This window comes from Sphingomonas mesophila, assembly GCF_003499275.1.
Lineage (GTDB): Bacteria > Pseudomonadota > Alphaproteobacteria > Sphingomonadales > Sphingomonadaceae > Sphingomicrobium > Sphingomicrobium mesophilum.
Genome location: NZ_QWDF01000001.1, coordinates 840,826 through 861,206, shown reverse-complemented (window position 1 = coordinate 861,206; position 20,381 = coordinate 840,826). Strand labels below are relative to the sequence as shown.

Annotated in this window: 19 protein-coding genes and 1 other RNA gene; 5 read left to right on the top strand and 15 right to left on the bottom strand. The window is 68.2% G+C overall.

The genetic code is table 11. The features are described 5' to 3' along the window. Nucleotides 1–4 precede the first annotated feature (4 nt). The 8 genes from ettA to D0Z60_RS04450 all read right to left on the bottom strand — a co-directional run bounded on the left by ettA (nucleotide 5) and on the right by D0Z60_RS04450 (nucleotide 8,281). Nucleotides 5–1,684 carry an energy-dependent translational throttle protein EttA gene (ettA, locus tag D0Z60_RS04485; protein ID WP_118857139.1) on the bottom strand — a complete coding sequence of 560 codons (1,680 nt, stop codon included), beginning with the start codon at nucleotides 1,682–1,684 and terminating at the stop codon, nucleotides 5–7. 191 nt (nucleotides 1,685–1,875) lie between these two features. Continuing rightward, nucleotides 1,876–3,504, bottom strand: a complete 1,629-nt coding sequence (locus D0Z60_RS04480) for a long-chain fatty acid--CoA ligase (RefSeq protein ID WP_240325536.1) — start codon at nucleotides 3,502–3,504, stop codon at nucleotides 1,876–1,878. Between the two features lie 11 nt (nucleotides 3,505–3,515). Further along, nucleotides 3,516–3,839 carry a YbaB/EbfC family nucleoid-associated protein gene (locus D0Z60_RS04475; RefSeq protein WP_118857138.1) on the bottom strand — a complete coding sequence of 108 codons (324 nt, stop codon included), beginning with the start codon at nucleotides 3,837–3,839 and terminating at the stop codon, nucleotides 3,516–3,518. A 2-nt stretch (nucleotides 3,840–3,841) separates the two neighbouring features. Beyond that, nucleotides 3,842–5,491 carry a DNA polymerase III subunit gamma/tau gene (locus tag D0Z60_RS04470; RefSeq protein WP_118857137.1) on the bottom strand — a complete coding sequence of 550 codons (1,650 nt, stop codon included), beginning with the start codon at nucleotides 5,489–5,491 and terminating at the stop codon, nucleotides 3,842–3,844. Between the two features lie 123 nt (nucleotides 5,492–5,614). Next, nucleotides 5,615–5,709, bottom strand: an RNA gene (ffs, locus tag D0Z60_RS04465) — signal recognition particle sRNA small type. 60 nt (nucleotides 5,710–5,769) lie between these two features. Beyond that, the gene (locus D0Z60_RS04460; protein WP_118858435.1) at nucleotides 5,770–6,099 is read right to left on the bottom strand and encodes a 2Fe-2S iron-sulfur cluster-binding protein; all 330 of its coding nucleotides are present in this window, start codon (nucleotides 6,097–6,099) and stop codon (nucleotides 5,770–5,772) included. Further along, nucleotides 6,096–7,208: a cysteine desulfurase family protein gene (locus D0Z60_RS04455; RefSeq protein ID WP_118857136.1), complete on the bottom strand. Its 1,113-nt coding sequence runs from the start codon at nucleotides 7,206–7,208 to the stop codon at nucleotides 6,096–6,098. The genes D0Z60_RS04460 and D0Z60_RS04455 overlap by 4 nt, the downstream gene beginning before the upstream one ends. Then, nucleotides 7,205–8,281 carry an aminotransferase class V-fold PLP-dependent enzyme gene (locus D0Z60_RS04450; RefSeq protein ID WP_162888075.1) on the bottom strand — a complete coding sequence of 359 codons (1,077 nt, stop codon included), beginning with the start codon at nucleotides 8,279–8,281 and terminating at the stop codon, nucleotides 7,205–7,207. Before D0Z60_RS04450 ends, D0Z60_RS04455 begins: the two co-directional genes overlap by 4 nt. Before the next feature lie 119 nt (nucleotides 8,282–8,400). Between D0Z60_RS04450 and D0Z60_RS04445 the strand changes: the two genes are divergently transcribed. After that, nucleotides 8,401–9,069, top strand: coding sequence for an alpha/beta hydrolase (locus tag D0Z60_RS04445; protein ID WP_118857135.1), 669 nt, complete (start codon nucleotides 8,401–8,403; stop codon nucleotides 9,067–9,069). On the opposite strand, the gene D0Z60_RS11630 is transcribed toward D0Z60_RS04445, so the two are convergent. Then, nucleotides 9,066–9,233 (bottom strand): hypothetical protein, encoded by a 168-nt coding sequence (locus tag D0Z60_RS11630; RefSeq protein ID WP_162888074.1) that lies wholly within the window; start codon nucleotides 9,231–9,233, stop codon nucleotides 9,066–9,068. The two genes, D0Z60_RS04445 and D0Z60_RS11630, sit on opposite strands and share 4 nt — an antisense overlap. 52 nt (nucleotides 9,234–9,285) lie before the next feature. Between D0Z60_RS11630 and D0Z60_RS04440 the strand changes: the two genes are divergently transcribed. Further along, nucleotides 9,286–9,537 carry a hypothetical protein gene (locus D0Z60_RS04440; protein ID WP_118857134.1) on the top strand — a complete coding sequence of 84 codons (252 nt, stop codon included), beginning with the start codon at nucleotides 9,286–9,288 and terminating at the stop codon, nucleotides 9,535–9,537. Here the strand turns inward: D0Z60_RS04440 and D0Z60_RS04435 are convergent. Next, nucleotides 9,534–10,472 (bottom strand): threonine ammonia-lyase, encoded by a 939-nt coding sequence (locus tag D0Z60_RS04435; protein ID WP_118857133.1) that lies wholly within the window; start codon nucleotides 10,470–10,472, stop codon nucleotides 9,534–9,536. The two genes, D0Z60_RS04440 and D0Z60_RS04435, sit on opposite strands and share 4 nt — an antisense overlap. Nucleotides 10,473–10,669: 197 nt before the next feature. Between D0Z60_RS04435 and D0Z60_RS04430 the strand changes: the two genes are divergently transcribed. From D0Z60_RS04430 to D0Z60_RS04420, 3 genes are all read left to right on the top strand, one after another. Continuing rightward, nucleotides 10,670–11,905 (top strand): type III PLP-dependent enzyme, encoded by a 1,236-nt coding sequence (locus D0Z60_RS04430; protein ID WP_118857132.1) that lies wholly within the window; start codon nucleotides 10,670–10,672, stop codon nucleotides 11,903–11,905. 143 nt (nucleotides 11,906–12,048) lie between these two features. Beyond that, complete coding sequence (locus D0Z60_RS04425; protein ID WP_118857131.1) at nucleotides 12,049–13,131, top strand: 1,9-bis(guanidino)-5-aza-nonane synthase; 1,083 nt, start codon at nucleotides 12,049–12,051, stop codon at nucleotides 13,129–13,131. 186 nt (nucleotides 13,132–13,317) lie between these two features. Beyond that, nucleotides 13,318–13,734, top strand: a complete 417-nt coding sequence (locus D0Z60_RS04420) for an MAPEG family protein (RefSeq protein WP_118857130.1) — start codon at nucleotides 13,318–13,320, stop codon at nucleotides 13,732–13,734. Here D0Z60_RS04420 and D0Z60_RS04415 read toward each other — a convergent pair. The 5 genes from D0Z60_RS04415 to D0Z60_RS04395 are packed head-to-tail and all read right to left on the bottom strand — an operon-like array spanning nucleotide 13,731 to nucleotide 20,348. After that, a complete protein-coding gene (locus D0Z60_RS04415) occupies nucleotides 13,731–14,903 on the bottom strand; it encodes a class I SAM-dependent RNA methyltransferase (protein ID WP_118857129.1) in 1,173 nt (390 codons plus the stop codon). The two genes, D0Z60_RS04420 and D0Z60_RS04415, sit on opposite strands and share 4 nt — an antisense overlap. Next, nucleotides 14,900–16,246: an NAD(P)H-hydrate dehydratase gene (locus D0Z60_RS04410; RefSeq protein ID WP_118857128.1), complete on the bottom strand. Its 1,347-nt coding sequence runs from the start codon at nucleotides 16,244–16,246 to the stop codon at nucleotides 14,900–14,902. The genes D0Z60_RS04415 and D0Z60_RS04410 overlap by 4 nt, the downstream gene beginning before the upstream one ends. A 10-nt stretch (nucleotides 16,247–16,256) precedes the next feature. Next, entirely contained in the window at nucleotides 16,257–17,060 is an 804-nt protein-coding gene (locus D0Z60_RS04405; protein WP_118857127.1) for a 4-(cytidine 5'-diphospho)-2-C-methyl-D-erythritol kinase, read from the bottom strand. Continuing rightward, a complete protein-coding gene (locus D0Z60_RS04400; protein ID WP_162888073.1) occupies nucleotides 17,060–18,730 on the bottom strand; it encodes a tetratricopeptide repeat protein in 1,671 nt (556 codons plus the stop codon). Before D0Z60_RS04400 ends, D0Z60_RS04405 begins: the two co-directional genes overlap by 1 nt. After that, nucleotides 18,702–20,348, bottom strand: a complete 1,647-nt coding sequence (locus tag D0Z60_RS04395; RefSeq protein ID WP_118857125.1) for an electron transfer flavoprotein-ubiquinone oxidoreductase — start codon at nucleotides 20,346–20,348, stop codon at nucleotides 18,702–18,704. Before D0Z60_RS04395 ends, D0Z60_RS04400 begins: the two co-directional genes overlap by 29 nt. Between the last annotated feature and the right edge of the window lie 33 nt (nucleotides 20,349–20,381).

Genomic DNA, 20,381 nt, shown 5'->3' with positions numbered 1-20,381 from the left:
CTCCCTACCGCGTCAGCTTCTTGTACGTCACCCGATGCGGCCGGTCGGCCTCAGGCCCAAGCCGCCGGCGCTTATCCTCTTCATACGCCTCGAAATTGCCCTCGAACCATTCGACATGGCTTTCGCCCTCGAACGCGAGGATGTGCGTCGCCAGCCGGTCGAGGAAGAAACGGTCGTGGCTGATGACCACCGCGCAGCCGGCGAAATTCTCGATCGCTTCCTCGAGCGCGCCCAACGTCTCGACGTCCAGATCGTTGGTCGGCTCGTCGAGTAGCAACACGTTGCCGCCCTCTTTAAGCATCTTGGCCATGTGCACGCGATTGCGCTCGCCGCCTGACAATTTGCCGACGTTCTTCTGCTGGTCCGGCCCCTTGAAGTTGAACGCGCCGACATAGGCCCGCGTCGAGGCGTCCTGGCCGTTGACCTTCATGTAGTCGAGCCCGTCGCTGATCTCCTCCCACACGTTCTTGCTCGGGTCGAGATGATCGCGGCTCTGGTCGACGAAGCCGAGGCGGACGGTCTCGCCGATGTCGATCGTGCCCGAATCCGGCTGTTCCTTGCCGGTGATCAGCCGGAACAGGGTCGACTTGCCGGCGCCGTTCGGCCCGATCACGCCGACAATCCCGCCCGGGGGGAGCGTGAAGCTCAGATCCTCGAACAGCAATTTGTCGCCATAGGCCTTGGAGATGCCGTTGACCTCGATCACCTTGCCGCCGAGCCGCTCGGGCACCTGGATGACGATCTGCGCCTTGCCGATGCGGCGGTCGTCCTGAGCGTCCTGCAATTGCTCGAACTTGCGAATGCGCGCCTTGGACTTGGACTGGCGCGCCGCAGGGGTCTGCCGGATCCACTCCAGCTCGCGGGCCAGCGCCTTCTGCTTGCCGCTCTCCTCGCGCGATTCCTGGGCGAGGCGTTTCGCCTTCTTTTCCAAATATGTGGAGTAGTTTCCTTCGTACGGGTAATAGCTTCCGCGATCGAGCTCGAGGATCCATTCGACGACGTTATCGAGGAAATAGCGGTCGTGGGTGATCATCAGCACCGCGCCGGCATATTCCTTCAGATGCGTCTCGAGCCACTGGACGCTCTCGGCGTCGAGGTGGTTGGTCGGCTCGTCGAGCAGCAGGATCGACGGCTTTTGGATTAGCAACCGGGTCAGCGCCACGCGACGCTTTTCGCCGCCCGACAGATCGGTCACCGGCCAGTCGCCGGGCGGGCAGCGCAGCGCTTCCATCGCGATCTCGAGCTGGTTGTCGAGCGTCCAGCCGTCGACCGCGTCGATCTTCTCCTGCAATTCGCCCATCTCGGCCATCAGCGCATCGAAGTCGGTGTCGTCCTTGGGATCGCCCATCTCGGCCGAGATGGCGTTGAAACGGTCGACCATGTCGGCCACCTCGCGCGCGCCGTCCTTGACGTTTTCCAAGACCGTCTTGCTCTCGTCGAGCTGCGGCTCCTGCGCCAGATAGCCGACGGTGATGTTCTCGCCCGGCCACGCCTCGCCGGTGAATTCGGTGTCGAGCCCGGCCATGATCTTGATCAGGGTCGACTTGCCCACCCCGTTTGGCCCGACGATGCCGATCTTGGCGCCCTGGTAGAATTGCAGATTGATGTTGCTCAGCACCGGCTTGGCGGCGCCGGGGAACGACTTGGTCATGCCTTTCATGACGAACGCATATTGGGCGGCCATAAGGGTCGCGATCCTTGTCTCTGGAAGGTGGGATTTGCCGGCGCAGATAGGGCAAGACTCGTCCCGAATCCACCCACCCGTCGCCCGACGAGTGTTACCCGTCGCCCCAGCGAAGGCTGGGGCCCATACCTCTCCATCTCGCACAAACGTTAGGCATGGATGCCAGCCGTCGCTTGAATGACGAGCCGCCCCTAATCCCGCCCGACCATCGCCTCAGCATCGGCGAAGCGGTAATCGGCGTACCGCTCGCGCAGGGTCCGCTTGCTGATCTTGCCGGTCGCCGTGTGCGGCAGCTCGTCGACGAACTCGATCGCGTCCGGCAGCCACCATTTGGCGACCTGCCCCGCCAGATGCTCGCGAAGCCCCCTCGGGCACACCTCGGCGCCGGGCTTGCGCACCACGCATAGCAACGGCCGCTCGTCCCATTTGGGATGGGCAATGCCGATCGCCGCCGCCTCGAGCACGCCGTCGAAGCCGAGCGCGGCATTCTCCAGCTCGATCGAGCTGATCCACTCGCCGCCCGACTTGATCACGTCCTTCGATCGGTCGGTGATCTGCATCGTCCCGTCGGGGTGCAGCGCGGCGACGTCGCCGGTGTCGAACCAGCCGTCGGCGTCGACCGCATCCTCCTCGGCCTTGAAGTAGCGCTGGACGACCCACGGCCCGCGGATCTGCAGACGGCCACTCGCCTTTCCGTCGCGCGGTAGCTCGAGCCCTTCGTCGTCGACGATCCGAAGCTCGACCCCGAACGGCACGCGGCCCTGGCGGCTGACGTAATCGACCCGCTCGCCCTCGCTCTTCCCGTCCCAGTCGGCGGGCGGAGCTCCGACCGTCCCGATCGGCGAGGTCTCCGTCATGCCCCAGGCGTGGCCGACCTCGATCCCGCGGCTGCGCAGCCACTCGATCATCGCCCGCGGCGCCGCCGAGCCGCCGATGATCACATTCTTTAGCGGCCCGAGGTCGGCGCCGGTGCGCTCGATATAGGCGATCATCTCGATCCACACCGTCGGCACGCCGGCGCTGTGGGTGACGCCCTCATCCCGGAACAGATTGCACATCCGCTCCGGCCGATAATCAGCCGACAGCACCAGCTTGCACCCCGCGATCGGCGCCGCCCACGGCAGTCCCCAGGCGTTGGCGTGGAACATCGGCACGATCGGCAGCGCCACCGCGCGCGCGCTCAGCCCCATTACGTCGGGGCTGATCTCGGCCATCGCGTGGAGCAGAGTCGAGCGGTGCTCGTACAGCACGCCCTTGGGATTGCCGGTCGTCCCGCTGGTGTAACACAGCCCGCACGGGTCGCGCTCGTCGCCCTGCGCCCAAACATAGTCCCCGTCGTGCGCCGCAATCCACTCGGCGAACCCGACGTCGCCGCTCCAGCCTTCGGGTAGGTCGAAGCATACATAGGTCTCGATAGTGGGCCAGTGCGGCTTCATCCTCTCGACCAGCGGCGCGAACAGCGCATCGTAGAGCAGCACGCGGTCCTCGGCGTGGCCGACGATATAGGCCAGCTGGTCGGGGAACAGCCGCGGGTTGATGGTGTGCAACACCCCGCCCATGCCGCACGCGCCGTACCAGGCGGTAAGATGCCGCGCGTGGTTCATCGCCAGCGTCGCCACGCGGTCGCCCTTGGCCACTCCGGCCGCCTCGAGCGCCTGCGCCATCCGCCGCGCATCGTGCGCCACCCCGCGCCAGTCGGTTCGGCTGACCGATCCGTCGGCCCATGCCGAGACGATCTCGCGCCCGCCATGCTCGCGCTCCGCATGGTCGATCAGGCTGGTAACCCGAAGCGGCCAGTGCTGCATCGCGCCGAGCGGCATAGCGAGTCCTCCTAGAACGGCATCTTGAAGCCGGGCGGAAGCGGCAGCCCGGCCGACATCTTCTGCATTTCCGCCGCCGCCGCCTGGTCGGCCTTGGCCCGCGCATCGTTGAGCGCTGCCGCGATCAGATCCTCGAGCATCGCCTTGTCGGCCGGCACGAACAAACTGTCATCGATCGCCACTCCCAGGATGCGCCCCTTGGCGGTCGCCTTGATCCGCACCAGCCCGCCGCCGCTCGCGCCCTCCACCTCGACCTTGTCGAGATTGTCCTGCGCCTTGGCCAGCTCGGCCTGCGCGTTCTGGGCCATCTGCATGATTTCTTCGAGGCTCGGCATGCTTAGCGGTCCTTCTGGTTGATCGATTCCAGCTGCGCGTCAGGAAATGCGTCGAGCAGCGCCGCCGGCCCCGGCTCCGACAGCAAATCGGCGCGCACCCGTTCTTCGGCCATCGTCTCGAGCTGCGCAAGCGACGGCTCGCCGCCGTCCTCGGTCAAATTCACCGTCCACGGCTGCCCCGTCGCCGCTTTCAGCCGCCGCGCAAGCTCGACCGTGAAGTCCGGCCCGAGCGGACGCAGCGGCCGCAACACCAGCCGGCCGGCCGCGAACTCCACCAGCCCGACCTGCTCGCGCAGCTGGAACCCGATCGCCTGCCCCCCGCTGCGCTCGACCATCTCGACCAGCTCAAGGAACGTCGTCGGCGCATCGCCTGTCGGCGAATCCGCACGCGGCGCCGGAGCGGATGGCCGCGCCTGCGCTGCCGTCCCCTCCCCGCGAACCTGCCGCATCAGCTCACCCGGGTCGGGCAGGTCGGCCGCATGGATCAGCCGCAGCAGCGCCATCGCCGCCGCCTCATTGGGATCGGGCGCCTGCGCCACATCGCCAAGCGCCTTCAGCAGCATCTGCCACAGCCGGTGGATCGTCGCCCAGCCGAGCTTGCCCGCCAGCGCATTGGCCGCCTCGCGCTCCTCGGCCGATTGGAGGACGTCGCCCGCCGCCCCGGCCTTGGCCCGAGTGACCGCGTGCAGGCTCTCCATCAGCCCGCGCAGCAACGACTTGGGATCGAGCCCGAGCGCATGCGCCTCGTCCAGTTGCGCCAAGGTCGCCGCCGAATCCCCGCCGAGCACGGTCTCGAGCAGCCGCCGCACCCGTGCCCGGTCGGCCAGCCCGAGCATCGCCCGCACCTGCGCCGCGTCGACCCGGCCTTCACCATGCGCGATCGCCTGGTCGAGGATGCTTAGCCCATCGCGCGCCGAGCCCTCGGCCGCCCGGGCAATCACGCCCAGCGCCTCGTCGTCGACCTCGACCCCCTCGGCCAGCGCCACGCCGCGGAAATGGGTCACCAATTTGTCGGCCGGGATTCGCCGCAAGTCGAACCGCTGGCAGCGCGACAGCACCGTCACCGGCACCTTGTCGACCTCGGTCGTCGCGAACAGGAATTTAACGTGCGCCGGCGGCTCCTCGAGCGTCTTCAACAACGCGTTGAAGGCGTTCTTCGACAGCATGTGCACTTCGTCGATGATGTAGATCTTGAACCGGGCCGACACCGCCGCATAGCGCACCGCATCGATGATCTCGCGCACGTCGTCGACGCCGGTGTGGCTCGCCGCGTCCATCTCGATCACGTCAATGTGCCGCCCCTCGGCGATCGACCGGCACGGCTCGCACATTCCGCACGGCTTGATCGTCGGTCCGCCGCTGCCGTCCGGCCCGATGCAGTTGAGCGCCTTGGCGATCAGCCGCGCGGTCGAGGTCTTGCCGACTCCGCGCACCCCGGTCAGCAGGAAGGCGTGCGCAATCCGCCCGCGCTGGATAGCGTTGGCGAGCGTCGTCACCATTGCGTCCTGGCCGATCAGCTCGTCGAAATTCTGCGGCCGATATTTTCGCGCCAGCACGCGATAGGGCGTCGCCGTGGTAGTCCGCTCGCGCTGCGGCGGCTCGTCAAGGCCGAGCCCGAGGCCGAGGTCGTCAGGTGATTCGTCGGATGTCACGCGCCGGGTTTAAGCGCCCCCTCCTCGTCATGCCAGCGAAGGCTGGCATCCATGCCTAGCGCATGCGCGTGACAGGACGGCATGGGCCCCAGCCTACGCTGGGGCGACGGATCCAAAATGTGGCAGGGTGGAAGCCGGCGACCCGGGACGAAATCGTTGTGGCTGCTTCCTTCCGGACCTGACCAGGTTGGCGACAGCCCCGCCCACCGACTTCCGCGCGGGCATATGGCGAGCCACGAGCGGCTATGCAAGCGCGCGCGGGTCGTGCTGCTTTTGGCTTACCGGTCGAAATTATACGCGCTTGGCGGCACCGTCACCGTGAACGCCGCCCCGTCCGGCACCGCCACCTGACACGACAGCCGCGACCATCGAGTCGCGTGGGCGGCAAGATCGAGCAGATCCTCCTCTTCCTCGCTCGCCGCCGGCAACCGCCCAAAATCCTCCGCCGCGACCAGCACATGGCAGGTCGAGCAGGCCATCGCCCCCTCGCACGCCCCTTCGAGCCTCTGGCCATTGGCCTGCCCCAGCGCCAGCAGATTGGCCCCCGCCGCCGCCTCGACCTCGCGATCGACCTCCCCCGACGCTCTCAGGAAGCGGACCAGCGTCACGCCGCCCATTCCTGCTGCTCGCGCGCCACCCGGACGATGTGGCGGCAGGCCGAGCGCAGCTCCGCCTCGCCGGTGTAACGCCCGAAGCCGAGCCGGATCGACGAGCGCGCCTCGCGGTCGCTCAACCCCAGGGCGCGTAGCACATGGCTCGGCCGCCCCGATCCCGAGGCGCAGGCCGAGCCCAGCGAAAAAGCGATATTGCGCAGTTCGCCGATCAGCCGCGCACCATCCAGCCCGTCGAGCCGAAGGTTGAGATTGCCATGATAGCGTGTCTCGACGCTGCCGTTGATTGTCCAATCATCCGAGAAGCTTGACAGCGCGACCTGCCATAGTTTCTCGACATGGTCGCAGTCCCGACCCCGGCATTCGTCGGCCAGCCGCGCCGCCTCGCCGAACCCCACCGCGAGCGCCGGAGACAGCGTCCCCGAGCGAAGCCCCATCTCCTGCCCGCCGCCGTGCAGCAGCGGCCGCGGCTCGGCGCCCTTGCGCATCCACAGGGCGCCGACGCCCTTGGGCCCGTGCACCTTGTGCGCCGACAGCGCGACGAGGTGCGGACCGGCCGGGATTTCCAACCGCCCGAACCCCTGGACCGCATCGCACAGCATGATCGCGCCGACCTCGTGCGCCAGTCCCGCCAGCTCGGCGACCGGCTGGACTACCCCGATCTCGTTGTTGACCAGCATCGCCGCGACCAGAGCCGTCCGCTCGTCGATCGCGGCGCGCGCCGTTTCGAGGTCGACCAGCCCATCCCGACCGACCGGCAGGCGGACTACCTGCACCCCCTGCCCTTCCAGCCACTCGCAGGAGTCGAGCACCGCGGCATGTTCGGTCGCGATGGTGACAATCCGCCGCCGCTCGGATCGCTCGAGCGTACCCCGGATCGCCCAGTTGAGCGCCTCGGTCGCACCCGAGGTGAACGCCAGCCGCCCTTCGTCGAGCCCGATCGCGCCGAGCAGTCGGTCGCGCGCCAGCTCGATTGCTGCCGCCGCTTCCCGCCCCCAGGTCGAGGGCGAATGCGGATTGGCGAACTTGTCCTCGATCCACGGCCGCATCGCCGCCGCCACCTCCGGCGCAAGCGGGGTGCTCGCCTGATAATCGAGGTAGATCATGCCGCCCGGCCGGCCTGGGCCCGCATCGCCATGGGCGAGAACTCCTCGAGGAAAGCGTCGACCTCCCTCTCGCTCGTCTCCGGCCCGAAGCTGATCCTGAGATAAGATGCGGCTAATTCCGCCTCGACCGCCATCGCCGTCAGCACATGGCTGGCCTTGGCCTTGCCCGAGGCGCAGGCGCTGCCTGCCGACACCGCTAGGCCGGCGAGGTCGAGCTGGACCAACAGCGCCGCAGACGACGCGCCGCGAAGCCCGATCGCGCCGATCGTTGGCAAGCGCGGCGCCGCGCCGGCGATCACCTCCCCGCCGGCCGCGATCACCCCCGCTTCGAGCCGCTCGCGCAAGGCGCGATGCCGGTCGAGGTCATAGGGCCGCGCCGCCAATGCCGCGGCGAACGCCAGTGCGCCGGGCATATCCTGAGTTCCCCGGCGATAGCCACGCTCCTGCCCGCCGCCGCACGCTTCAATCGTCGCCAGATCCTTGACCAGCAGCGCCCCGACCCCGAGCGGCCCGCCCAATTTGTGACCGCACACCGCGATGAAATCCGCGTCCGGCAACGGCAACTTCGAGGCGCCCTGCGCGCAATCCGCGAGCAGCAGCGACCCCGCGTCCCGGATCACCGCGCCGAGCCGGTCGAGCGGCTGGATCACCCCGGTTTCGTTATTGACCTGCTGGATCGCGACCAGCGCCGGCCCTTGCGCCAGCACCTCGGCCAACGCCGCCTCGTCGATCAGCCCGTCACCGTGCACCGGGATCACCGCTGCATCCTCGCCCATCGCGAACGGCACAATCGCATGTTCGGTTGCGCCATAGGCGCGCCCCGCGACGCACGCCCGCCGCCCGGCGATCTCGACCGCCTCGCTCGCGCCCGAGGTGAAGATGACGTCATGCCGCCAGCCGAGCGCGTCCTTGAGCGTTGCCCGCGCCTCCTCGAGTAGCGCCCGTGCCGCCCGGCCCTCGCCATGCGGGCTGTTGGGGTTGCCCGGCGTGTCGAGCCCACGCTGGAAGGCGGCGCGCGCGGCGGCGATGACCGGCGTCGTCGCGGCGTGGTCGAGATAGATGCGAGTCTTCAAAATGCGGCCATTCCTGCCGATTGCCAGAACGAGCGCCCAGCCTATATAGGCTCGGCCCGCGCCGCGCACCTGCCGACGCGAATTCCGAATCTTCCTCCTTGCAGTGCGAGCGCCGCGACATGCCCGAAGTCATTTTCCCCGGACCCGAAGGCCGCCTCGAAGGCCGCTTCAACCCGGGGCCGCGCCCGCGCGCGCCGGTGGCGATGATCCTCCACTCGCACCCTCAGGCCGGTGGCACCATGAACAACAAGCTGGTGCAGCTGCTCTACAAGGATTTCGTGCGCCGCGGCTTCGCCACCTTGCGCTTCAACTTCCGCGGCGTCGGTCGCAGCCAAGGCACATTCGACAATGGCGTCGGCGAACTCTCCGATGCGGCTAGCGCGCTCGACTGGGTCCAGCAAATTCATCCCGAAGCCGAGCAAACCTGGGTCGCCGGGGTGAGCTTCGGCGCCTGGATCGGCATGCAGCTCCTCATGCGCCGACCGGAGATCAAGGGCTTCATCTCGATCGCGCCGCCCGCCAACATGTATGATTTTTCGTTCCTCGCCCCCTGCCCCTCTTCGGGCATCATCATCCAGGGCGAAGCGGACGAGGTGGTCACTCCGGGAGCGGTTCAGAAGCTGGTCGACAAGCTGCGCACCCAGCGCCACATCACCATCCACCACGACACCATTCCCCACGCCAACCACTTCTTCGCCGAGGAAATGCCGCAGCTTATGAAAAGCGTCGACCGCTATCTCGACATGCGCCTCGGCCAGGACTTCGCGACCCGCCCCGCCCTCACCTAGACCGTCCAGATCGCCACGTTGGCGATTAGCACCGCCGCCGCGACGATCATCAGGATGCCGCGCTTGCGGTCGTCGTCGCGGCGGATGAGCGCGATCCCGCCGGCGATCAGCAGGAACGCCGCGATCATCGCCAGGCCGAGCGCCAAATTCGCAAAATCTTCCATCGTCGCGCTCCTTTCACGAAGGCTTAACCGCAATCGTGCGACGGTCCCGCCGATGGATCAAGTGGTGCGCCAGCAGCGGCTCGAGGAAGCCTTCGAGCGGATCGAGGAGACCATCCTGCCGTGCATCGCAATGATGCTCGACAGCCTGCTCGACGCCTCCGCCAGCCTCGCCGACACCGATCCCAAGGCGCTCGCCGCCGAGCTCCAGACGCTCGCCGCCGAGCTCGAGGAGCTGACCAGAGCGGTCGAGCGCTCGAGCCCGAGCCACGTCGCCCCCGGCCAATACCGCACCGCCGCCGCTTAGCCGACGATCTCCGCGTGCAGCGCCGGGTCGATATTCCCGCCCGACAGCACGATCACCGTCCCCTCGTGCACCGCGACCTTCCCCGCAAGCACCGCCGCCAGCGCCGCCGCCCCGCCCGGCTCGACCACCAGCCGGTGCTCCTGCCACGCCAACCGCACGCCCTCCCGCACCTCGGCATCGCTCACCGTCACCACCTCCACTCCCCGCGCCCGCAGGATGTCGAACGTCAGAAGCGACACGCGGGGGGTTTGAAGCGCGTCGCATAGCGTCGGCGGCGCACCCTTCCCCACAGGCACGATCTCGCCCGCGGCGAGCGACCGCCGCATATCGTCCCACCCCTCTGGCTCGGCGGCCACGATCCGCGCCCCCGGCAGCGCTAGCGCGATCCCCGCCGTCAGCCCGCCGCCGCCGCACGGCACCACCACCGCGTTCGGCGCCGTCCCCAATTGGCGCTCGATCTCGCTCCCGACCGTCCCCTGCCCGGCAATCACCCACGGATCATCGAAGCTCGGCACCACGATCGCCCCGCTCTCCGCCGCGATCCGCGCCGCGATCGCCTCCCGGCTCTCGCCCGCTCGGTCGTAGAACACGATCTCCGCCCCCGCCGCTCGGGTCCCCGCCACCTTCAGTTCCGGCGCATCGCCCGGCATGACGATCGTTGCCGACATCCCCAGCCGCTGCGCCGCGATCGCCACGCCCTGCGCATGGTTGCCCGACGAGAAAGCGACCACGCCCCGCGCCCGCTCGTCCGCGCTCATCGCCAGCAACCGGTTACTGGCGCCGCGGAGCTTGAATGCTCCGCCGGTCTGTAGCGACTCGCATTTCAGGTGGCACGCCACCCCGCAGATTTCGCTTTGCAGCAGCGGAGTCTCCATCACCGCCCCTGCGATCCGCGCCTCCGCCGCCAGCACATCGTCGCGAGTGACCTCAACCATCCTCGGCAAGTCCCTGATCTTTCAAGCATTTCGCCGCAACGTGGCAATCGGCCGACGAACCGAGCCATGGGCCCGGCGCGGCGACCAAAAATTCTTTACACCGCCACCCCTCGACCATATATCGCGCCTCCGCTGCCCCATGGGACTTCCAACCGCAAGGCAGTGCTTCACTCACTACCCACTGGAGGTCCCTTGAATTGCACAAGCATCATCGCGCGCTGGGGCTAGCGACCGCCCCGACCGGCAGCCTCACCGTTGCCGACATCGCGAAGCAGCGCCCGGTCCAGCCGGTGACACTGCTTCGCCCGCATGCCGCCACCCGCGCCGCCCGCTTCTTCGTCGAGAAGTTTCCGGGCATGTCGCTCTATGCGGTCAAGGCCAATCCCTCGCCCGAACTGCTGCGGGTGCTGTGGGACGCCGGCGTCACCCATTATGACGTCGCCTCGCTCGGCGAAGTGCGCTTGGTTGCGGAAACGCTCCCGGACGCGACCCTGTGCTTCATGCACCCGGTCAAGGCGTCGGAGGCTATCGCCGAGGCTTATCACGAGCATGGCGTCAGGACCTTCAGCCTCGATACGCTTGAAGAGCTCGACAAGATCGTCACCGCCACCGCGGCCGACGACGGCACCGCGGCGACCGATCTCAATTTGCTCGTCCGCCTGCGAGTCAGCTCGGACCACGCCCGCCTCAGCCTCGCCGCCAAGTTCGGCGCCGAGCCCAATGAGGTGAAGGCGCTGCTGATGGCAGCGCGCCAGGCCAGCGACGCGCTCGGCATCTGCTTCCACGTCGGCAGCCAGGCGATGAGCCCGGCCGCCTATGCCGAGGCGATGGGCCGGGTCCGCGACGCGATCGTCGAGGCGGCGGTAACGGTCGACATCGTCGATGTCGGCGGCGGCTTCCCGTCGTCCTATCCGGGCATGGAGCCGCCCCCGCTCGAAGCCTATTTCGAGGTCATCCACCGCGCCTTCGAAGCGCTCCCGATCAGCTACAGCGCCGAATTGTGGTGCGAGCCCGGCCGCGCCTTGTGCGCCGAATATGCCTCGGTCCTGGTGCGGGTCGAAAAGCGCCGCGGCGACGAGCTCTACATCAACGACGGCGCCTATGGCGCTTTGTTCGACGCCGCGCACATCGGCTGGCGCTATCCGGTCCGGCTGATCCGCGAGCCCGACAGCGACACGCGCCCGATGGGCTTCAGCTTCTACGGCCCGACCTGCGACGATCTTGATCGCATGGCCGGCCCGTTCGAGTTGCCCGGCGATATCGTCGCCGGCGACTATATCGAGATCGGCATGCTCGGCGCCTACGGCTGCGCGATGCGCACGGGCTTCAACGGCTTCGGAGTCGAGGACCGCGTGATCGTCGCCGACGAGCCGATGACCTCGCTCTACACCGCGATCGAAGAGCCCAAGCGTTCCAACGTCGTGAAATTGTAGCAATCACCCCTCCCGCTTGCGGGAGGGGCGCCGTCCTTCTCCCCTCCCGCTTGCGGGAGGGGCCGGGGGTGGGCTAGCTCCCGCCCGCGACATATCCCCACCCCTAACCCCTCCCGCAAGCGGGAGGGGAATGGAGTTTGCCAATGACCACCGACACGCTCAACAAGGTCCAGGACGAGACCAAAATCAACGACACGCGAAAGTCCGAGCTGCTGTCGAACGTCGTCGAGCATATCGACATCACCAGCTTCGACGCGCGCCCGATCGTCGAGGCGATGGGCAAGATGAGCTTCACCAGCCGCGACCTCGCGCGCGCTGCCGACATCTACAACCAGATGCTCGCCGATCCCGACTGCTCAGTGTGGCTGGTGATCGCCGGCTCGACCTCGGCCGGCGGCTGCATGGATCTCTATGCCGAGCTCGTGAAGAACAATATGGTCGACGCGATCGTCGCCACTGGCGCCTCTATCGTCGACATGGATTTCTTCGAAGCGCTTGGCCACAAGCACTATCAAGCGCTTGAAATCCCTGACGATGACACGCTCCGCTCGCTCTACATCGACCGCATCTACGACACCTATATCGACGAGGTCGCGCTGCAGGATTGCGACCATACCATCGGCCTCATCGCCGACAGCCTCGAGCCGCGCCCCTATTCCAGCCGCGCTTTCATCCGCGAGATGGGCAAGTGGCTCGCCGCCGGCAACGCCAAGAAGGACGGCAGCCTGGTCCAGCTCGCCTACGAGCATGACGTGCCGATCTTCTGCCCGGCGTTCACCGACAGCTCGGCTGGCTTCGGGCTAGTCAAGCACCAGGCCGACGCGATGAAGCGCGGCGGCCACTATATGACGATGGATTCGATCGCCGACTTCCGCGAGCTGACCGACATCAAGATCAAGGCCGGGACCACCGGCCTCCTCATGATCGGCGGCGGCGTTCCCAAGAACTTCGCGCAGGACACGGTGGTGTGCGCCGAAATCCTCGGCCACGACGATGTCGAGGTGCACAAATACGCCATCCAGATCACCGTCGCTGACGTCCGCGACGGCGCCTGCTCCTCCTCAACGCTCCAGGAAGCGGCCAGCTGGGGCAAGGTCTCAACCGCGCTTGAGCAGATGGTGTTCGCCGAAGCCACCTCGGTCCTGCCGCTCCTCGCCAGCGACGCCTACCACCGCGGCCACTGGCGCAACCGCGCCAAGCCCAGGTTCGCGAAGTTGTTCGACTGAGGGCTCCTCCCGGTCGCAGCGCGATGGGGATGGTGGAGGGGTAGTCTCCTTCTCGTCATTGCGAGCCGCGAAGCGGCGCGGCAATTCAACGGCGCCGGAGCTGGAGCGTCGCGCTCCGCGCAATGACAACGCGCCCCACTAGCACCGCTCCCCCACTCCGCTATGCTCCCCCAAAAAGGGGGACACATGGACTCGCAACCGTTACTCGGCCCGGTCATCGCGCTCGTCGCGTGGAGCCTCGTCATGCTCGTATGGCTTGCAGTCAAACGCGCGCCGTTCATGAAAAATCGCGCGAAGATGCCGCCCGGCGTGCGCGGTGCGGACATGCCCCCCGGCCCGCACAATTGGCCGGCGCACAATTATGCGCATCTGATGGAGCAGCCGACCTTGTTCTACGCGATCGTCCTGGCGCTTGCGCTGATGGGCGAGAACGAGCCGATCAACGTCGCCCTCGCTTGGGGTTATGCGATCCTGCGCATCGCCCACAGCATCTGGCAGTCGACGGTCAACGTGCTGCCGATCCGCTTCGCCTTGTTCGCTTTGTCTTCGTTGTGCCTGCTCGGCCTCACCGTCCACGCCGCCATGCATTGGCTGCACAGCTAGCGCGCGAAGGCGGCCGCCAGCTCGACATGGGTCGACCACAGGAACTGGCCAACCGGCTGCACCGATAGCAGCCTATAGCCGCCGTCCGCGAGCAGCCGGGCGTCGCGCGCGAACGTCGCCGGATTGCAGCTGACATAGGCGATTTGCGGCACGCTCGAGGCGGCCAGCGCGCGCACCTGCTGCTCGGCCCCCGCGCGCGGCGGGTCGAGCACCACCGCATCGTGCGCGGCAAGCTCGGCCGCGTCGAATGGGCGCCGGTACAAATCGCGATGCTGGACTTCGACCATCGGCGCGGCAGCCTTCAGCGCCAGCACCGCCTCGCGCGACGCTTCGGCCGCGCCGGCCCGTCCGGGCAGAGCCAGCGCGAACGTCCCAAGCCCGGCGAACAGGTCGAGCGGCCGCTCCGCCTCCCCGACTGCCTCGAGCACCGCGTCGGTCAACGCGCGCTCGCCCTCGACCGTCGCTTGAAGGAATGCGCCGACCGGAAGCGCCACCGCGCGTCCGGCCAGAGTCACCGTTGCCGGGCGCGGCTCGAACCGCGGTTCGGCGCCATAGCCTTCGTCGATGCTCAGCCGGGCCAGTCTGTGGCGCTCGCAAAATTCGGTCAGCGCCTCGATCGCCGCAAGCCCGTCGACGGTGACGCCCTTGAGCACGACGTCGACGCCCTGATCGGCCAGCGTCAGCTGGATCTCGCCAGTGCGCTTGGCCGGCAGAATGGTACCCAGCAGTTTGCGCAACGGCGCCACCAGTTCGAACAGTTCCGGGCGAAGCACATAGCATTCGCGCATATCGACGATGCGGTTGCTGGCGTGCGCGTTGAACCCGATCAGCACTCGCCCACCCGCCTTCAGCGCGCGCAGCGACGCCCGGCGGCGACTTCGCGGCGGAGACAGCAGCGCCGGACGAACCTCGGTCTCGATCCCGTGCTGCGCCAACGCCCCCGCCACCCGGCTCGCGCAATAATCGGCGAAGGAGGAGTCGCTGAGGTGCTGCAACTGACAGCCGCCGCATTCGGGGAAATGACGGCACGGCGGCACCTGGTGTCCCGGCCCCGGCACGATCGCGCCATCGTCGGCGATGACGTCACCGGGTACGCCAAACGGCACGTGTCGGCCGCTTGGCGTCACCCCCTCGCCACGCGCGGCGATCCGAACGATTGGCTCGCTCAAGTGAGGACGGTCGGGATGGCCACGACCAGATCGTCGGCGATCATCCCCGGCCCCGCCGCCTCCGCCGCCCGGCCATGCAGCCAGACGGCGCCGCAGGCCGCCTCGAAGGCGTCCATTCGTCGCGCGCGCAACGCCGCGATCATCCCCGCGAGCACATCACCCGTCCCCGCGCTGGCCAGCCACGCCGGCGCCGGCGGAGCGAATCCCAAGCGCCCATCGGGCGCGGCGACCAGCGTGTCCGGGCCCTTGTAAACCACCACCGCGTCGCTCTCGCGCGCCGCCGCCAGCGCCTGCTCCGCCTTGGACCCGTCCATCCGTCCGAACAACGCCGCGAACTCACCCGCGTGCGGCGTGACCACTGCGTTCTGGCCGTGCAGCCGGCGCGGATCGCCGATGTGACGCAGCGCGTCGGCGTCGATCACCTTGGGTGCCGGGCTGGTCAGCGCCAGCGTCACCAGCTGCGGCAGATCGCCCATTCCGGGACCGACCACGACGCAGCCGATCCGCTCGTCGCCAAGGTCCGCGCTGCCGGTCTGGACGATCGCGTGCGGCAGACCCGTAATGGGGTGCGAAGTGCTGATCCGAACATAGCCCGCGCCGGCTCGCGTCGCCGCCACGGCGCTCAAGGCGATCGCGCCCGGCATCTCGCCCGCGACGCAGTGCACCAGCCCACGGCTGTATTTGTGCGCGTCGTTTGCGATCGGGGGCAGCACGGGAGCGCCGATTTCGTGCATGTTCGTGCTGAAATCGATGCCGATGTCGGCCAATATGACCCGTCCCATGTGCGCCATCGCCGGCATCAGCCGGTGCGCCGGCTTTAAGGCTCCGAAGGTCACCGTGAGGTCGTAGCGCGGGATCGGCGACAGTATTTCCCCGCTGTCACTCGCCACCCCGCTCGGCAGGTCACAGGCAACGACCAACTGCGCAGCCTCCGCGAGGTCGCCGAGCCGAGCGGCAACGTGCGCCTTCAGCCCGCGGGTCAGTCCCGTCCCGAACAAGCAGTCGACCAAGACGGGCGCAGACTCCGCCGAGCCGTAGTCCGCCACCTCTCCGGACCAACCCGCCCGCGCCGCCGCCGCCGCCGGGCTGTTCGGTTCGGCCAACGCCGCCACGCGAACCGCGATGCCTCGCTCGGCCAGATGCCGCGCCGCAACATAGCCGTCGCCGCCATTGTTGCCCGGCCCGCACAGCACCAGCACCGGCCGCGTCCCACAGTGCAGAAACACGGACTCGGCCAGCGCCGCTCCGGCGCGCTCCATCAGCGTCTCGACCGAGGTGCCGGCATCGATCGCGGCCTGCTCGGCGGCGCGCATCGCGGCGGCGGTGAGGATTGGCCGGCCCATCGCTCTCGCCCTAGCGCAGGAAGGTCGCCAGGCGCCACCATTCGGCAGGACAGTCGGCAGCCGCCGCATCGCGCGTAGCCTCGTCGTCGAACAAAGCGAAACAGGTCGCCCCGCTCCCCGACATCCGGAGGAAATGTACGCCGCCCTGTCGACCGAGCCAGTTAAGCACGTCACCGATGGCAGGAGCGAGCGTCAGCGCCGCTGCGGCAAGGTCGTTCCGCCCCTCGCGCCAATCGCCGAGCGGCCCGCGGTCAACGCCGTCCCAACGCGCGAACACCTCGCCAGTCGACACCGCAACGCCCGGATTGACGAGCAGTACCGGCGCGCCAGAGGCCCCGGCATCCACCATTTGCAGCTCGTCGCCGGCCCCATCGCCGCGGGCAGTCATGCTCAGCAAGCAGGCCGGAACGTCGGCGCCAAGCACCGGCGCCACCCACTGGGCGTGATCGGGCGCGATGCTCCACATCCGCGTGAGCAGGCGGAGCGCCGCCGCCGCATCGGCCGAACCGCCACCGATGCCCGATGCCACCGGCAATCTCTTGTCGAGGACCAGCGCCGCCCCAGCCGCAACCTCGGCGCGCTCCGCCAGCAGCCGCGCCGCCCGCAGCGCGAGATTGTCGCCATCGTTGGCAAGAGCGCCGGCAAATGGCCCGATGACCTCCAGCGTCAATTCGTCCGCCGGTTCGGCGTGCAGCAAGTCGCCATCGGTGCAGAAGGCGAATACTGTCTCCAGCGTATGCCGCCCGTCGGGCCGCCGCCCGCGCACATGCAACGCTAGGTTGAGCTTGGCCGGCGCCGGCTCGGACAGGCGCATCACGGCGCCGCGGTGGCGGGAGTCAGGCCGGATTGCAGCTTGCGCTCGAGGCGATCGCGAACCTCCGCTTCCTCGACCGTCGCCAGCGCCGCGCGCCACTCGAAGCGCGCTTCGATCCGACGTCCCGCGGTGAACAGCGCGTCGCCCAGATGCTCGCGGATCTCCGCCTGCCCAGGATCGGCCACCGCTGCCCGCGCGAGGGTCGCGATCGCCTCATCGACGCGCCCGCGCTTGAATTGCGCCCAGCCAAGCGAATCGGTGATTGACGCATCGTCGGGGCGCAGCGCGCTGGCCTTGCGCACCATCGCCTCGGCGACGTCGAGTTGCTCGCCCCGCTCGAGCATGCCGTATCCGAGGAAGTTGAGCAGCAGGCTGTTTTCGGGCGACAGCGCGAGCGCCGCCTCGGCAGCGGCTTTCGCTTCCGGCCAGCGGTTCGAATCCTCCAATGCGCCGGCGCGGTAGAGCATCAATTCCCATAGTTCGTCCGATGCCGGGCCGGAGCGCGCGGCGCCAATCGCCCGGGCATAGGCATCGGCGCTTTCGCCATGGCGTTCGAGCCGGCTCAGCACGCCGCCTAATCGGGCGTAGGAATCCGCCCCGGGCTTCGTCTCAGCCAGGCGCCGGGCGAGGTTCAATGCTTCCTCGCCGCGCTCGGCGTCCAGCAGCAAACGCACCTCCGCGTCGGCGGCTTGGGCAGCAAAACTGGCTTCCGGTTGAAACGTGCGCAGAACGGCGACGGCCTGGTCGCTTCGCCCGGCTTCGGCGAGCAGCAATCCGAGTAGCAACTGCGCCGCGTCGTTACCGGGATTGGCGAACCGCGCGACCTGCGCCAGGGAGATCGAAATGCCCTTGTCCTCGAGCCGGTTGAGCGCGACCGCGAGACCGAGCAGCAGCTCGCCGAACGCCTTCGGGCTGGAATCGATCGCCTCGCCAAGCGGTCGCCTTGCGGCAAGCCGCGCTCGGCCGATTGCCACTGCAGTGCCGCGCCCCTCGAGTAGCATTGCGGCGCTGGCCGAGTCCCCGGCAGCACGGAACCCCTCGGCGAACGCAAGCCGAAGGCGGTCAGCCCGCCCGCCTGCCGCGGCCAGCGCCTTCTGCGCCAACGGCAGCGCCTCCGCCGGCCGCTTGAGCTTGAGCAGGATGAGCGCGCGATGCTCGTCGAGCTGGCTCGCCAGAGCGCTCTGCGGATTGACCGAGTCGAGGCTTGCCAGCGCGGCCGGGTCGCCCTGGTCGGCACGCGCCCACGCCTCGACGAATGGCAGCAGAAAGGTCGAGTCGATCGTCCCGCCAGTGCTTTGCAGCAGCCGGACCGAGTCCGCGCTGCGGCCGCGTAACAGCAGGTCGGCAATGCGCAACATGCGCAACTCGAGCGGCGCGCGGTCGAAGGGCAGGCCGCGGCTAAGCTCGAGCGCCAGCTTCATGTCGCCAGCCTGGATTGCACTTGCGACCGCACGCTGGCGAAGCTCAGCGTGGGTCGGCAGTTCTTTCGCCAACGCCGCGTAGAGCCGCGCCGAACCCTCCGCATTGCCGACCGCGTCGGCCACGCGTGCCGAGACATAGTCCGACATGCGCCGCGCCTCGTCGGAAGTGCTGGCGGCGGCGGGCGAGGCGAGCAGCGCGCCGAGCGTCAGCAGCGCCGCGCTACATGTTCGGATAATTGGGGCCTCCACCGCCTTCGGGGACCACCCAGTTGATGTTCTGGGTCGGGTCCTTGATGTCGCACGTCTTGCAGTGGACGCAATTCTGGGCGTTGATCTGGAGCCGCGGCCGCCCCGCTTCCTCAACGATCTCATAGACCGCCGCGGGGCAGTAACGCTGCTCGGGCGCATCGTAGAGCGCAAGGTTGACGCTGATTGGTACCTCGGCATCCATGAGCGTCAGATGGACCGGCTGGTCCTCCTCGTGATTGGTATTCGAGATGAATACCGAGGACAGACGGTCGAAGGTCAGCGCCCCGTCGGCCTTGGGATAGACGATCGGTCGGACCTCGTCCTTGGGGCGAATGCGCGTGTGATCGGCATGGTGCTTCAACGTCCACGGAGTGCGCAAACCGAGCGCATTGAGCCACATGTCGAGGCCGGCGAAGATCGTGCCCGCAACTCCGCCCCAGCGCGCCACCGCCGGCTGGGCATTGCGGACCTTCTTGAGCTCGTCCGCGATCCAGCTCGAGCGGACGGCGGGTTCATAATCGTCGAGCACGTCCCAGCGGCGGTCGGCGCCGAGCGCGGCGAAGGCCGCGTCCGCCGCCAGCATGCCCGACTTGATCGCGGTGTGGCTGCCCTTGATGCGCGGCACGTTGACGAAGCCGGCCGCGCAGCCGACCAGCGCTCCGCCGGGGAAGGCCAGTTTCGGCACCGCCTGCCACCCGCCCTCGTTGATCGCCCGGGCTCCGTAGGACGCGCGCTTGCCGCCGGCGATTTCGGCGCGGATCGCCGGGTGGGTCTTCCAGCGCTGGAATTCCTCGAACGGCGACAGATAGGGGTTCTGGTAGTCGAGCGCGACGACGAAACCGAGCGCGACCTGCCCGTTTTCCTGATGATAGAGGAACCCGCCACCCCACGCGTCGTCGAGCGGCCAGCCCTGGGTGTGGATCACCCGGCCCGGCCGGTGCACCTCGGCGGGCACGTCCCACAGCTCCTTGATGCCGAGGCCATAAACCTGCGGGCCGCTGTCCTTGCGTAGCTCGAACAGCTCGGTCAGGCGCTTGGTGAGGTGGCCGCGCGCGCCCTCCGCGAAGAAGGTATAGCGGGCGTGAAGTTCCATCCCGGGCTGGTAATCGGGGCGGTGAGTGCCGTCGCGCGCGACGCCCATGTCGCCGGTCGCGACTCCGCGCAAGCTGCCATTGTCGTTGAACAGGATCTCCGCCGCGGCGAAGCCGGGGAAGACCTCGACCCCCAGCTCCTCCGCCTGGCTCGCCAGCCAGCGCGTGAGGTTGCCGAGGCTGCAGGTGTGATTGCCCTTGTTCGACATGAACGGCGGCATCAGCCAGTGCGGGATCGCGCGCTTGCCCTTGGCCGTCAGCACCCAGTGGAGGTTATCGGTCACCGGCACTCCGACCGGCGCGCTTCTGTCCTTCCAGTCGGGGATCAACTCGTCGAGGCCGCGCGGGTCGATGACCGCGCCGGACAATATGTGCGCGCCGACTTCGCCGCCCTTCTCCAGGACGCAGACGCTGACCTCACGCCCGGCTTCGGCGGCGAGTTGCTTGAGGCGGATCGCGGCGGCGAGGCCGGCGGGACCGGCGCCGACCACGACGACGTCATATTCCATCGATTCGCGGTCGCTCATGAATTGTCCTCGTCCTGCGGGCGCGCCGCTTTG